The 13,318-nt window shown below is 59.6% G+C and carries 12 protein-coding genes and 3 pseudogenes; 14 read left to right on the forward strand and 1 reads right to left on the reverse strand.

Translation table 11 applies throughout. From position 1 onward, the window contains the following. Nucleotides 1–10: 10 nt before the first annotated feature. Complete coding sequence (locus AC0L30_RS14740; RefSeq protein WP_473404574.1) at nucleotides 11–1,567, forward strand: acyl-CoA synthetase; 1,557 nt, start codon at nucleotides 11–13, stop codon at nucleotides 1,565–1,567. A 152-nt stretch (nucleotides 1,568–1,719) separates the two neighbouring features. Then, nucleotides 1,720–2,701, forward strand: a pseudogene (hpaD, locus tag AC0L30_RS14745) (3,4-dihydroxyphenylacetate 2,3-dioxygenase). Between the two features lie 42 nt (nucleotides 2,702–2,743). On the opposite strand, the pseudogene AC0L30_RS14750 reads toward hpaD, so the two are convergent. Then, nucleotides 2,744–3,569, reverse strand: a pseudogene (locus tag AC0L30_RS14750) (dioxygenase family protein). Between the two features lie 26 nt (nucleotides 3,570–3,595). Between AC0L30_RS14750 and AC0L30_RS14755 the strand changes: the two are divergent. From AC0L30_RS14755 to AC0L30_RS14810, 12 genes and pseudogenes are all read left to right on the forward strand, one after another. Then, nucleotides 3,596–3,787, forward strand: coding sequence for a hypothetical protein (locus AC0L30_RS14755; RefSeq protein ID WP_473404575.1), 192 nt, complete (start codon nucleotides 3,596–3,598; stop codon nucleotides 3,785–3,787). Nucleotides 3,788–3,951: 164 nt separating this feature from the next. After that, nucleotides 3,952–4,680 carry a GntR family transcriptional regulator gene (locus AC0L30_RS14760; RefSeq protein ID WP_473404576.1) on the forward strand — a complete coding sequence of 243 codons (729 nt, stop codon included), beginning with the start codon at nucleotides 3,952–3,954 and terminating at the stop codon, nucleotides 4,678–4,680. A gap of 70 nt (nucleotides 4,681–4,750) precedes the next feature. Beyond that, the gene (locus AC0L30_RS14765) at nucleotides 4,751–5,899 is read left to right on the forward strand and encodes an ABC transporter substrate-binding protein (RefSeq protein ID WP_473404577.1); all 1,149 of its coding nucleotides are present in this window, start codon (nucleotides 4,751–4,753) and stop codon (nucleotides 5,897–5,899) included. Between the two features lie 71 nt (nucleotides 5,900–5,970). Continuing rightward, complete coding sequence (locus tag AC0L30_RS14770; protein ID WP_473404578.1) at nucleotides 5,971–6,846, forward strand: branched-chain amino acid ABC transporter permease; 876 nt, start codon at nucleotides 5,971–5,973, stop codon at nucleotides 6,844–6,846. Next, nucleotides 6,843–7,820: a branched-chain amino acid ABC transporter permease gene (locus AC0L30_RS14775; protein WP_473404579.1), complete on the forward strand. Its 978-nt coding sequence runs from the start codon at nucleotides 6,843–6,845 to the stop codon at nucleotides 7,818–7,820. Before AC0L30_RS14770 ends, AC0L30_RS14775 begins: the two co-directional genes overlap by 4 nt. After that, on the forward strand, nucleotides 7,817–8,590 hold the full coding sequence (locus tag AC0L30_RS14780) for an ABC transporter ATP-binding protein (RefSeq protein ID WP_473404580.1): 774 nt from the start codon (nucleotides 7,817–7,819) through the stop codon (nucleotides 8,588–8,590). Before AC0L30_RS14775 ends, AC0L30_RS14780 begins: the two co-directional genes overlap by 4 nt. Further along, on the forward strand, nucleotides 8,583–9,329 hold the full coding sequence (locus AC0L30_RS14785; RefSeq protein WP_473404581.1) for an ABC transporter ATP-binding protein: 747 nt from the start codon (nucleotides 8,583–8,585) through the stop codon (nucleotides 9,327–9,329). The genes AC0L30_RS14780 and AC0L30_RS14785 overlap by 8 nt, the downstream gene beginning before the upstream one ends. Continuing rightward, the gene (locus AC0L30_RS14790; protein WP_473404582.1) at nucleotides 9,329–10,339 is read left to right on the forward strand and encodes a 2-hydroxyacid dehydrogenase; all 1,011 of its coding nucleotides are present in this window, start codon (nucleotides 9,329–9,331) and stop codon (nucleotides 10,337–10,339) included. Before AC0L30_RS14785 ends, AC0L30_RS14790 begins: the two co-directional genes overlap by 1 nt. Continuing rightward, complete coding sequence (locus AC0L30_RS14795) at nucleotides 10,336–11,571, forward strand: LVIVD repeat-containing protein (protein ID WP_473404583.1); 1,236 nt, start codon at nucleotides 10,336–10,338, stop codon at nucleotides 11,569–11,571. Before AC0L30_RS14790 ends, AC0L30_RS14795 begins: the two co-directional genes overlap by 4 nt. Before the next feature lie 90 nt (nucleotides 11,572–11,661). After that, complete coding sequence (locus AC0L30_RS14800; RefSeq protein WP_473404584.1) at nucleotides 11,662–11,997, forward strand: cupin domain-containing protein; 336 nt, start codon at nucleotides 11,662–11,664, stop codon at nucleotides 11,995–11,997. A gap of 26 nt (nucleotides 11,998–12,023) precedes the next feature. Next, nucleotides 12,024–12,749 (forward strand): ribonuclease activity regulator RraA, encoded by a 726-nt coding sequence (locus AC0L30_RS14805; protein WP_473404585.1) that lies wholly within the window; start codon nucleotides 12,024–12,026, stop codon nucleotides 12,747–12,749. A 427-nt stretch (nucleotides 12,750–13,176) separates the two neighbouring features. After that, a pseudogene (locus tag AC0L30_RS14810) lies at nucleotides 13,177–13,297 on the forward strand (SDR family oxidoreductase); the annotation flags it as partial. Between the last annotated feature and the right edge of the window lie 21 nt (nucleotides 13,298–13,318).

A 13,318-nucleotide genomic window follows, 5' to 3' on the forward strand; every position in this document is an offset into this window, starting at 1 on the left:
AAGAGAGTGAATGATGTACCTCACTCAAATGCTGCGTCGGGCGCTTCAAACACGGCCGAACGCTCGTTCCACTTTCGACAAGAGCCGTTGGAGGACGTGGTCTGAGACAGCGAAACGTGTTTCCCGTTTCGCAGGTTTCTTGAGCGCTCGGGGACTTCGGTCCGGCGACCGGGTGGCGATTTTGTCCCTCAACAACGATCGTTACTTCGAGGCCTTGTTCTCCGTCCCCTGGGCGGGTGGGGTGGTGGTTCCGATCAATCCTCGGTTGGCCGCTCCTGAAATTGAGTTTCTGCTCGCGGACTCCGGCGCGAATACCTTGCTGGTTGACCGCCACTTTGCGCCAGCTTTGGAAGGACTTCCACGCGCACGAGAAATGCAGACGATCATCCAATTCGATAGCGACCAATCGAAGGATATTATCTCGTACGACGATTCAGTCGAGTGTTCAGAGCCGGTCGAGGATGCGCTTCGGGGTGGGGATGACGTCGCCGGGATCTACTATACCGGCGGCACTACCGGACGACCGAAGGGAGTAATGCTCACCCACGGCAATTTGGTCGCAAACGCAGCAAACGTGACGCTGTGCATGGGATTTGAGAGCGAAGCGATCTATCTGCATGCAGCGCCGATGTTTCATCTTTCCGATAGTTGTTCGACCTACGGCATCACCATGCTAGGTGGTGCCCACGTATTCATTCCCCGGTTCGAGCCGTTCGATTTCCTGCAGGCGGTACAGGCGCATCGCGTCAGCAATGTTACATTAGTACCGACCATGATTAACATGATTTTGAACCACGAGGAATTCGCTCGCTTCGATATGGGCAGCCTCAAGCGGATCTGTTTCGGTGCGGCGCCAATGTCGGAGGGCCTGCTCAGGCAGGTTCTGGACAAACTCCCGCACGTCCGTTTTCAGCAAGCTTGGGGAATGACCGAGTTGTCGCCGATCGCAACGCTCATGGACGCCAGGTTCACAACCCCGGAGCATTTGGCATCGGGGCGGTTACGTTCCTGTGGTCAGGCGGTCGCTACGGTAGACGTCGCGATCGTCGATCGAGACGGACGTGAGGTTCAAAGGGGGAGCGTCGGGGAAATCGCGGTACGAGGGCCGACCGTGATGAAAGGCTATTGGAACCAGCCCGAAGCCACAGCCTCAGTGCTACGGGATGGTTGGATGCGGTCCGGAGACGCTGCCGTCATGGACGAAGAGGGGTTCGTCTTCATCGTCGATCGATTGAAGGACATGGTCGTGACCGGAGGCGAGAACGTCTACTCGGCCGAAGTCGAGAACGCCATATCACTAATGCCTGAAGTCGCTGAGGTTGCGGTCATAGGGATTCCAGATGACAGATGGGGCGAAGCGGTTCACGCGGTCGTCGTGCTCAAATCTAACGAGTGTGTCACGTCAGAAGACGTCCTTTCCTTCTGCAAGGGTCGACTAGCGAGCTTCAAATGTCCGAGAAGCGTTGAGATTAGTGCGCAGCCGTTACCTCTTTCGGCAGCCGGCAAGGTACTTAAGGCTGAGCTACGAAAGCCGTTCTGGTCCGGCAAGGATCGTGGCGTGAACTGACTCGGGTAGATGGGACAGTTGGCTGTGCATTGTACATGCGTGCATCTCGTCGGCGGACGTATCGAAAGACAGGGCAAGTGGTCAATCACCGCTTTCGGCGGAATTGGCCATCTGTTCGGCGCGAAGCTAGTTTTCACTGACAGGATGCTCCTATGCCCATACCTAAGCCAAATCTCGCGCCGCCTTTCAATATCGTTCGTCTCAGTCACGTCGAGCTCGCTGTCACCGATCTAGCTCGTTCGAGAGCCTTCTACGTGGATACTCTTGGCCTGCAGCTGACGGACGAAACCAAGGATGCCTTATACGTCCGTGGGCTCGAAGAACGCGGTCATCATTGTTTGATCCTCCGAAAAGCCAAGCAGGCCAGCACCGGTAGCCTTGGATTCAAGGTCTTCAGTGAAGAGGATCTTGACAAGGCCGCGAAACACTTCGTGTCCAAAGGGTTACCTGTGGATTGGATAGATCGCCCGTATCAATCCCGGACGTTCTGCACGCGCGACCCCCCAAGGAATTCCACTCGAGTTCTATTCGAAGATGGACCGCCTGCCAGCGATACATCAGAAATACGCACTCTATAAAGGCGTCAAGCCGCTTCGTATTGACCACTTCAACTGCTTCTCGCCGAACGTTGATGCCGCAGTCGATTTCTACAACGAGATCGGATTTCGCGTAACCGAGTATACTGAAGACCCGGACACCGGACGGCTTTGGGCTGCCTGGACCCATCGCAAGGGAGGCGTGCACGACATCGCATTCACGAATGGGATCGGTCCTCGATTGCACCACGTCGCTTTTTGGGTGCCGACACCCCTCAATATCATCGACCTGCTGGATCTGATGTCGACAACCGGTTGGGTCTCTAACATCGAACGCGGACCAGGAAGACATGGAATCTCCAACGCCTTCTTCCTCTACATCCGCGACGACGATGGTCACCGAACCGAAATCTACTGTTCTGACTATCAAACGGTGGATCCCGATCTCGAACCGATTAAATGGGACTTGAAGGACCCGCAAAGGCAGACGTTGTGGGGGGCGCCGGCTCCGAAATCGTGGTTTGAAGAGGGAAGTACGTTCGAAGGAGCGTCAGTGCAGCCCTCCACGTTGGCGTCGCAGCCGATTGTCGCTCCATGAGCCGTGCGGTGTAAAAGATCGCGGAAGCGCGATATGCACGGATCACGCCACCTTGATGTTGTTTGCGGACCGCTCGAGGCCGAAGTCGTAGTTCAGATGGAAATAGTCCGTTTCGACCACACGACCATCCGGAGTGGCGCCGGGCGTGCGGCGAACGAGCTGGCGGATCAGGCTGTTGTTGACGCCAAAGACGACGTCCGAGTCGAGATACTTGTCGCCGGCGACGCCCAGGTGCGGAAATCATAAAGTGCATATGCGCGGGACGCCAAGGGGGTCTGCCTTGGGCTTCCAGCATTTCGCCCGACCGGTCCGTCATGCGGGATCGGGTAGGCTGCTGGCTTGATCGACCAGAAAAGGAATCGACCGTTTGTGTCGGTGCGGAACAAAGCCCTCATGGCGAGACCGCCGATCTTGTCGAGCTGCTGCACGTCGCAATAGCCATCGCCGTCGGAGTGCCAGACGTCGGCGACGGCATCGGCAAGCGGGTGACCATCGACGCTCGAAACCGAACCGGTCACAAGCGTCGGATCGCCTTCCATGGGGCCGGAGATGTCGTCCCCATTCTGCTTCTCAGGCGCGGCCTCCACAAAGAACGGGCCGAGCACTGTAGTCTCCGTAGCGCCCTCCGGAACGGGATGATTGATTGCGTCGACCAGCATGGAAACGCCCAGCATATCCGAGAGCAGAATGAACTCTTGGCGCTTGTCGTCGCACATCTGGCCGGTGCGCGTGAGAAAGTCGATCCGTATTCCCATTCGTTCTGGGTGGGACGCACCTTGCGCACGGAGGCATGGAGATACCGGACCAGGGCTTCGCTGATTTGTCGAATAGAATCCGGCACGGCGCCGCCTGCCGCCGCTCGCCACAATCTTCACATCGACGAGCAGGCGGGCGATGGTTGCGGCGCTGAATCGCCAGAACACGATCACGTTCGGCCTCACCAAGCTGCAACCGGCCATGTTGCTTGAGCGCCGACACGCGGCGTTCGCCAAATTGCAGGCGAGAAAGGAAACGATAGCGATCGGCGGCATCGAACAACTGTCCCAGGGTCGAGCTGAAATCGCGCGTTCTGCCCAACAGACATGACAAACTTGAACTTGGGGCGTCTAGGCGCGTGGATTGCTGGAACCCTCGGCCGTCGCGACTTTAGGGACAAAACTGTATCCAATATCGGCCGAATCTTCGCTTGAAGGCTTTACTGCGAACGCCAGAACTGCGTATATTACTGGATACACTAGGAATCTAGCGCTATGCTCTCTCCAGAGGATGATCACGCCGAAAAAGAAAACGACGCCACCGTTTTGGTCCTGCGAGACCAGATTCGAGCGGCGATCATAAGCGGCGAGTTAGCTCCAGGAACCGCGATCTCACAGGTCCAGCTCGCGGCCCGCTTCGGGGTCAGCCGCACGCCAATGCGCGAGGCCCTGCGCATGCTCCAGGAAGACCGACTGGTCGAAATCGAGCGCAATCGCCGAGCACGCGTCGCTGGATTCGACGCAGACGATCTCGAACTTGTCTATGCCAATCGCATCTTGCTCTCCACGCTCGCAACCAGCCTGTCCGTGCCACGACTAACGGACGCCGATCTCGCCGAGATGCAGCGGATTTTCGAGCAAATGAATGCGTTTGCGGAATCCGATCAAGGTGAGGCGTGGCGTGCGGCAGACCATGCATTCCACCGGCTGCACTGTCGATACGCTTCGCCAAGCGTCCTGCGTGAACTTCAAGCGCTGTTTGAGCGTGCCACGCTCTATCGGCTGCTGCGTATGCGTGATCAGCCGCACCGCCAGGCAGTTACGCTGGACGATCACGTCGCGATCATGGCTGCCTGCCACGCGCACGACCCCAAGGCGGCTATGGTCGCGGTGGCGCGGCATCTTTCACGAATTGCCCTGGGTCTGCTGGCCTACACGGCGCCAGAGCGCGATCCACAGGTGGTTCGAGCTGCATTTCAAATTGCTCTAGGCGGCCATCAATAGTGTATCCACTTTCTTGACAGCCGTTTCTATGCGTGTCACACAAGTGGATACAATACGATTTGGGGGAGCCATGCTGCAACGCTTTTGGGTCAATGTAGTCGTCGCGGGCGCGCTATTCGCGTCGCCTTTTGCTGCCGAGGCTGAGGAGCCTGGCATCAAGGTTGGTGCGATGATCGCTCTGTCCGGACCCGCCGCTTATCTCGGCGACCCCGTTCAGAAGTCGCTGAAGATGCTGGTGGACAATTACAACCTGCGTGGCGGCATTGCCGGGCGCAAGCTGACGCTCGTGACTTATGACACCGAAGGTAACACCGGCAAGGCGGTGCAGCTTTTCCGCCGACTGGCCGAAAGCGATCATGTCGTGGCCATCATCGGGCCGTCGACCACGGGGGAGTCCCTCGCACTCAAGTCGGTCGCCAACGAGTTGAAGGTGCCGATGATTTCCTTCGGAGCCGGCACGGATATCGTAGTGCCGTCGGAGCCGTATGTGTTCAAGGTGCCGCCCACCGACGAGGTGGAAATCCGTCAGTTGGTCGTCGACTTCGCCCGTCGCGGCGTAAAGAAACTCGCCTTGCTTTACGCTGCCAGCCCTTACGGACAGAGCGGTGCGACCCTGACGCAGCAACTCGCTCCTTCCGCAGGTATTTCGCTCGTGGCGCAGGAGCAATTCCAATTGCTGGATACCGATATGACCGCGCAGATCATCCGCGCCCGCGACAGCGGTGCCGACGCCATGTTGATCTGGGCGACCGATCCGGCCGCGACGTTGGTCGTCAAGCAGGCGGTGGCGTTGAATTTTGCCAAGCCGATCTACAACTCGCCAGCGGTCGCCGATCCGAAATTCATCACGAAGGCGGGCGCGGCCGCTGATGGCACCTATGTGCAAGGCAGCCGCCTGCTGGTGGCGGCCGATCTTCCGGCGGACCACCCGCAGCGGCCGGGTCTCGTGTGGCTGACCGATACCTATCGCAAGCGTTTCAACGAAGAGCCTCCGCAAAATGCCGGGCATCCCTACGATGCTTTGTTGCTGATCGAGAGCGCGGTCACCGGGACGTCCGGAGCGCTGAGCGGGGAAATCGTGGCGAGGGGGCTCTCCAAAGCGAAAGCCTGTGGCGCAAACGGCTGTTTCACGATGTCTGATAAGGACCACAACGGTTTGTCGCCGGATTCGATGGTCATCCTGAAAGCCGTCAAAGGCACCTGGAAACTCGACGAGTGATTGGCGCTTGAGCCCGGCGGTTAATGCCAGTTGGCGCGCTCAAAGCAAGCAGGCCTACATAGGTTGATGTCATGAACCAGTTTCTGCAAATCCTCGCTTCCGGGGGCGTGCTCGGCGCTGTCTACGCGATAACCGCGCTCGGCTTCCTGATTGTCTACAACGCGACGAAGGTCATCAATTTCGCTCATGGCGACTTCGTCATGATGGGGGGCCTGATCACAGCAGCGTTGTCATCGGCCTACGGTGTGCCGCCACTCGCGGCTGCCCTCGTCGCAGTCGCGGTAGTCGCAGTGCTCGGCGTCATGCTCGACCGTCTTGCAATCCAACGCGCTCGCCGCAAGGAGCATCTCACACTCGTGATGATCACCATCGGGGCCGCCTCGGTGTTTCGTGGTTTGATGGAGATCGTTGTCGGGCGAGACATCTACTTTATGGATCCTTTCCCTGGTCCAGTCCGCATTACCTTCGGTGGTGTTCAGCTTTCCGGGCAGGGACTTTGGGTCCTTGCGACGCTGGCTCTGGTGGCGTTAGGTCTGTGGTTCGTGTTTCGTCGTACATTGTTGGGCAAAGCGATGCGCGCTGCTGCCGGAAATGGCAGGGCCGCGCAACTCTACGGAATCGACCCGCAGTTGATGTCGGCGATTTCCTACGCGATGTCCGGCGGCCTCGGCGCGTTGGCCGGAGCAGTCATCGTGCCGCTCGCCTCGGGTTACTATCAGACCGGTCTCTATTTCGGCCTGAAAGGATTTGCCGCCGCTATTCTTGGCGGACTCGGCAATCCCTTCGGCGCCGTGATCGGCGGCATATTGATCGGTCTCATGGAGAGCCTAGCGGCTGGCTACATCAGTTCGGGTTACAAGGATTCGATTGCACTCGGTGTGTTGCTGGCGGTCTTGCTGCTGCGTCCTTCCGGCCTGTTCGGCTCAGCCGAGGCGGTGCGGGTATGAGTGCCGTGTCCCCCTTGGCGCGCGAATACCAGGCCAACCTGAAAGGGATGATCGCGTTCACCGTCGTGCTCGTGCTCGTTGGCTTTGCCGTCACCGGATCCTACCCGAAGACAATGCTGATCTTCGCAATGATCCACGCTATTGCGGCCATCGGTCTCGGACTTCTCTTTGGCCACGGTGGCCAGATTTCGCTCTGTCAGGGCGGCCTGCTTGGGCTCGGCGCTTATATTTCGGCGGACTTCGTACGGCTGCTCGGTCTCGATCCCTTGCTTGGCTTGATCGCTGCAACTCTAGTTCCAGCCGGGTTCGGGTGGTTGGTGGCGCGACCGTTGCTGCGGCTATCGAGCCACTATCTCGCGATGGCCACCTTGGCCCTCGGGCTGATTCTGTCGATCTTCTACACGCAGTGGGTCTGGCTGACCGGTGGCGCCGATCCGGGCATCAGCAACTTGCCACCGTTCGCGCCGCTTGGGCTGCAACTCGGCAGCACGAATGCGATGTTCTGGGTCTGCGCCGTCATTCTGCTGCTGGTACTGCTCGTGGCGATCAACCTGATCCATTCGCGAATGGGCCGTGCCTTGCGGGCGTTGCGTAGCGGTGAAGTCCCGGCTGCCGCGCTTGGCGTGGACACCGTGCGCTCCAAGGTTGCGATCTTTGCCATCGCCGCCGGGATGAGCGGCCTCGCTGGAGGGCTCTACGCCAACTTCACCCGCGCCTTCAACGCATCGGGTTTCGAGGTCGGTCTGTCGATCGACCTGCTCATCATGGTCCTCGTCGGTTCGGTGCGGAGCCCTTGGGGCGCAGTCGCCGGCGCTTTCCTCATCACGATCCTGCCGGCGTTTCTTGAGGAATTCGACCGGTACCGCCTGTTCAGCTACGGCGTTCTGATGACGACCATCATGGTGTTCATGCCCGATGGCCTCACCAGTGCGGTCATCGACGGCGTGCGAGCACTCGCGAGGAGGCGGGCATGACCCTCGTAGTCGAAGGTCTGACCAAGCGTTACGGCGGGCTCGTAGCCGTCAACGACGTGAGCTTCACCGCGCAGGCCGGGCACGTGACCAGCGTCATTGGGCCGAACGGCGCGGGGAAAACGACGCTTTTAAACCTGATAAGCGGCGTTGTGCCGCCCAATTCAGGTTCGGTGAAGCTGTACGGACAAGACGTGAGCGGCGCTCCTCAGCATGTGATCGCCCGCGCAGGCATGACGCGCAACTTCCAGTCGCCGCAACTGTTCGAAGGGATGAGCGTGTTGGAAACCGCGATGGTTGGGGCGCACATCCGCGGTCGCTACGGATTCCTCTCGGCGATGCTGCGCCTGCCCGGCGTCGTGCAGGAGGAGGCCGAACTTGAGCAGATCGCCCGCGACTGCCTCGATTTGGTCGGCGTGCCAAAATCCGTACTTGAACGCGAGGCGCTTGATTTGTCCTACGGCCTTCAGCGCCGCGTGGAGATTGCCCGCGCGCTTGCCATGCAGGCCAAGGTGCTGCTGTTCGACGAGCCCGCCGCGGGGTTGTCCGGCAGCGAGGTGGACGATATCGCCGAATTGGTCTCCGCGCTTAGCAATCAGGGAAAAGTCGTCGTGCTCGTCGAGCACAAGATGAGCATGGTGATGCGCATCTCCGACCAAATCGTGGTGATGAATTTCGGAGCCCGCATTGCCGAAGGTTCTCCGGCCGAAGTGCAGCAGGACAAGGCGGTCATCGAGGCCTATCTCGGAATTGAGGAGATGGCCGATGCTTGATGTCCGCAACGTCTCCATCTCCTATCGTGCAATATCGGCCCTGGAAGATGTATCGATTAGCGTCGCGGCCGGTGAAGTCGTGGCTCTCGTGGGCGCCAATGGTGCGGGCAAGTCGTCGCTGCTCAACGCGATTTCGGGCGTTGTGCCGATCCGTGCCGGTGAGATCAGCTTCGAGGGAGAGCGTATCGATGGTCATTCGCCGACCGCTATCGTGCGCCGTGGCGTCGTACAGGTTCCGGAAGGACGACAGGTTTTTGGCAATCTGACAGTTGCCGAGAACCTCGAACTTGGTGCCTACGCCAGACGCAGTGGTGACGCGGCGCGGACCATGGCGATGATACATTCGCTTTTTCCGCGACTGGAGGAGCGTGCGGGGCAACTTGCTGGATTCCTTTCAGGCGGCGAGCAGCAGATGTTGGCGCTCGGCCGCGCCTTGATGGCCGGGCCGCGGCTGCTGCTGCTCGACGAACCCTCGATGGGCTTGGCGCCAAAGGTTGTCGCCGACATGTTCCGGTTGTTCGGCCGGCTGAACCGTGAATTCGGTTTCACGATCCTGCTCGTCGAACAAAATGCCCGCGCCGCGCTGGCGCTCGCCAACAGGGCCTACGTGCTCACCTCCGGTCGAGTGGTCCAGAGCGGGACTGGCGCCGAGTTGCTCGCTCACCCGAGCGTGCGCGCTGCCTTCCTTGGCCAGCAGGACTTATCCTCCGCCAACTCCCAGCTCGCGAGAACCCCCTGATGACGCCTCCGACCTTGCGCGTGCTGACCTACGAGCGATCCGACCCGCGCGACGAATCCATTCCGTGGCTGCGCAGCCAGGGTTACGAAGTGCGTCGTGGGCTCGCTGACCAAATTGTCGGCTTCAAGAGCTACACGGAGGACGAAATCATTGCCGCTTCGAAGGGCTGCCAAGCGCTGCTCGGCTCTTCCGGAGCTGTCTTGAGCCGACGAGTGATCGAGGCGCTGCCTGAATTGCGCTATATTTCCAAGCTCGGCATCGGGGTTGATAGCATCGATGTCGCTGCGGCTACCGAGCGCGGCATCCTGATCTCGAATACACCCGAGCGCGCCGGCGTCTCCGCGGTTGCCGAGCATACGATTGCGATCATGCTTGCGGTCGTCAAACAACTTACGGTCTGGACACCGGAGTTTTTTCGCCGCGGCGGCTGGCGCGGTGCGGAATTCGCGGGAATGATGGAAGGACTAACGATTGGTATCGTCGGGTTTGGCCGAATTGGTCGTGCTGTGGCGCAGCGGCTTGCCGCTTGGGGTGTCAACATAGTCGCCTACGATCCCGTCGTGACTGCTTCGGAGGGCGTGCACATGTTGCCTCTGCCGGACCTGCTCTCGAGCGCGGATATCGTCTCGCTCCATTGTGGTGCCACGACTGAGAACTTCCATATGATCGATGCTGCGGCGCTGGCGCGTATGAAGCCGGGCAGTGTGCTGGTGAACACCGGTCGCGGCAGTCTGGTCGACACCGAGGCGCTGGTCGATGCGTTGCGCTCACGCCATTTAGGCGGGGCCGCACTGGACGTCTTCGAGAACGAACCCCCCGCGACGTCGCATCCGCTGTTCACGCTCGACAACGTCATCGTAACCCCACATGCGGCAACGCGCACGTTGCGGGTATTCCTCGACCGCCGCTGGCAAGCGGCTCGCAATCTCGATGCGATGGCGCGGGGCGTTCATTGCTCCGACATCGTGAATCCGGGCGCCTTGGCGCAACAGCGGAGGGGCGCCCGATGATGCAGTACAAGCCTGCGTCGGTTCACGGCTTCGATTTTATCGGACATAGCGATCTGGATGGCCGTGGCGATGCGCTGCAGGTGATGGTGGCCAACGGTCATGCCTATTGCGGCCATCGCATCAGCCGCGGCGTGTCGGTGACGGACGTCTCCGACCCGCGCCGTCCGAAGCTGGTCAATTTCGTGCCGTCACACCCGAAATCCTGGACGATCCATCTTCAGACGCATGACGATCTGATGCTGGTGATCGAAGAATTCGACATCAAGTCCGCTGTGTCGCAGAAGGACTATTACGCCTCCTCTGCGCCCGTGTTGGATTCTGCCCGCTTCGGCAAGCGCGGGGTGGATTTTGCTGCGGGCATGCGGGTGTATGATATCTCCAACGCCGCCGAGCCGCGCCCGATCGGACGGCTAGCGGTGGACGGCTTGGGATTGCACCGCATTTTCTGGGTGGGCGGCCGGTATGCGTATGCCTCGGCCAAGCTCGACGGCTTCACCGATCACATCCTTATCATCATCGACGTCGCTGACCCGACCCGACCAATTGAAGTCGGTCGCTGGTGGATGCCGGGAATGTGGACTGCTGGCGGAGAAACCAACGACTGGAAGGGGCGGGTGGGGTTGCACCATGCGGTGGTTGCCGACGATATCGCCTACGGGTGCTGGCGAGACGGTGGGCTGACACTCATTGATGTGCGCGACAAAGCCAATCCTCGTCTGGTAGCGCATCGCAACTGGTCGCCGCCTTTCGCCGGCGGTACGCACAGCGCGCTTCCGTTGCACACCCGCGACTTGCTGGTTGTGGCCGATGAAGCCGTGCTCGATATCGACCAGGAGCCGTTGAAGCATACCTGGGTACTCGACATCCGTGCTCGGGAAAACCCCGTCACCATCGCCACGATGCCCGTACCGAGCGAACAGGACTATGTGGCGAAGGGGGGCCATTTCGGGCCGCACAACCTGCATGAAAACCGTCCCGGCTCATTCGTCAGCGACCGCTTCATCTTTGCCACCTATCAAAATGCGGGCCTGCGTGTGTTCGATCTTGCCAATCCCTTCCGACCTGAAGAAGTAGGCTATTTCGTGCCGCCAGCTCCGAACAACTGGTTCCAGCCAATGCGCGACCGGGCAAGGGTAATCCATGTCGGCGACGTCTACGTGGCGAAAGACGGTCTGACATTTTTCACCGACTACGACACCGGGTTGCATATTGCGCAATGGCGAGGCGTGTAGCCACGGAAGCGCGCGGCATGCGTGATGACGAGGCCATCCAATCATTGCTCGAGCTCTTGATGTGCGGCGTGGCCCTAAAGGAGGAAGAAGATGCCAATACACAATGTGAATTGGGAAGCCATCGCGTGGGAGCCTATCCGCGGCGGTATGGAGCGAAAGACGTTTTCAGGCGATGGGGCGACTTTAGCACTGCACCGTATCCAGCCCGGACACGAACTCAGGCCCCACAGCCACGTCTATGAGCAAATCGTCTACATGTTGGAAGGTAGCGCGGACTTTCACGTTGGCGACGAAGTGCAGCGTCTTGAGCCCGGCGGCTTGATCGTCATTCCGTCGAACGTGATTCACTATATCGAGGTGGTCGGTGACAAAGTCGCTCTGGAACTGGATGTCTTCACGCCAAAACGGCCTGAGTACGGCGGTTAAGTGGTTCAAGCTTGGATGGCTCAAAAATGACGCTTCTGAAACAGGAGACCTTCGAAAATCTTAAAGCCGCCAGTACGGCGACGTTGACGACCCAGTTGTTCAAGAGAGGGTACCGCAATGCCTTTATCCAAGGCGTGCGGCCTCTCGGAAAATTATCGGGGAATATGGTCGGACCGGCCTTCACGCTCCGCTACGTCCCTGCTCGGGAGGATCTCGATTCGTTCGGCGCCAAGCCAGATCCGAATGCCTTGCAGCGCGAAGCGATCGAAACGGTGCCGGTCGGATACGTACTTGTCATGGATTGTCGCGGAGATGCGCGCGCGGCCTCGGCAGGAGACGTTTACCTGACCCGGCTACAGGTACGGGGAGTTGCCGGCCTGGTATCCGATGGAGGCATACGAGATAGCGAGCCTATCTCGCAGATGAGTATTCCCGTCTTCTGTGCCGGGCCGAGTGCGCCAACAAACCGCGTACTGCATCATGCCGCGGATTACGATCTTCCGATCGGGTGCGGCGGGGTTGTCGTCTATCCAGGTGATATCCTTGTCGGCGACGCCGATGGGGTCGCGGTCATCCCGCGAGGCATTGTGGACGAGGTGGCACGCGACGGGATTGAGCAGGAGCGACTCGAAAAATATATCCAGATGCGCGTTGCCGCAGGAGAGCGTCTGAACGGCCTCTATCCCATCAATGAACGGACGCGGGCAGCGTATGAGGCGTGGTTCTCGGAGCAAGCCGACAAGCAGCGCTGACCCCTTCGTCGCACGAAAAATGCAGGTCCACGCAACGCCAAATTCGAATGAAGTCGCCAGCAGCAACTTGCTTTGGGACCATGCCCGTCCCTACTTGTGATGGGGGCGAGCATGCTGGGCGGAAGCACCGTTTTGCTGATACGGGCGTTGCCGCCCATATTTCACGGACATCCATAGAGGCGGCGATTGCTAAAGCGGCTTCGCAACACCATTCCGACAAAGAGGAGTTCGTAATGATCTCAATCACCGAAAAGCTGCAAAATGTCGGAGTTGGTCTTGATAACACTACAGAAATTCGAAGACTTCCAAGCTGAATACGAGGGGTTATTGCCTTCACCGTCGCGACTTCGTCTATCGCTCAAGCCCCGCGCCGGGTTTACAGGACGGTCCCGAGCCGCCGTCCAAGTCCACAAACATAGCGGACACAGGCCGTTGGGGAAATGTTGATGAGCTGTTCGGAGCGGCCGTGTTCCTGTCCGGCAAGGCCGTCGTCCTTCGTCAACGGCCACACGCTCTATGTCGATGGCGGGATCACCACCATTTTTTAAGTGTTGCCGCATGCAACCCAA

It is taken from the genome of Bradyrhizobium sp. MI1.11 (assembly GCF_055811255.1).